This window comes from Micromonospora chokoriensis (genome assembly GCF_000718555.1).
GTDB lineage: Bacteria > Actinomycetota > Actinomycetes > Mycobacteriales > Micromonosporaceae > Micromonospora > Micromonospora chokoriensis_B.
The window spans coordinates 1-325 of the sequence record NZ_JOAN01000052.1 but is presented as its reverse complement, the minus strand read 5'-3'; the positions used below and the strand labels follow the sequence as shown (position 1 = coordinate 325).

Below are 325 nucleotides of genomic sequence, written 5' to 3'. Positions count from 1 at the left end.
GGCCCAGTTCGTGGCCGCGATGATCGCCTTCGCGTCGTTGATCTGCTCGTCGTTGAGGGTGATCCGCGACTGGTCACCCTGGGTGCCGTGCGGGATCAGCTTGCTCATGTCGGGCTTGTCGGCCTGCACCGTCATCGCGACCGGCTTGGCGTCCACGGCCGGGGTGGCGGCGTGGGCGGCGATCGGGCCGGCGAAGATGCCACCGGCGAACGCGAGACCAGCAACAGACAGAACGCTCTTACGGATGATCGTGTTCATGGGGTAGCTCCTTCGGGGGTAGAACACCCACACCACATCGGGGGAACAGTGGTGCGGATGTCGAGCA

Annotated in this window: 1 pseudogene; it reads right to left on the bottom strand. The window is 65.5% G+C overall.

The window, feature by feature from the left end:
* A pseudogene (locus IF46_RS0132010) lies at nt 1-258 on the bottom strand (hypothetical protein); the annotation flags it as partial.
* Between the last annotated feature and the right edge of the window lie 67 nt (nt 259-325).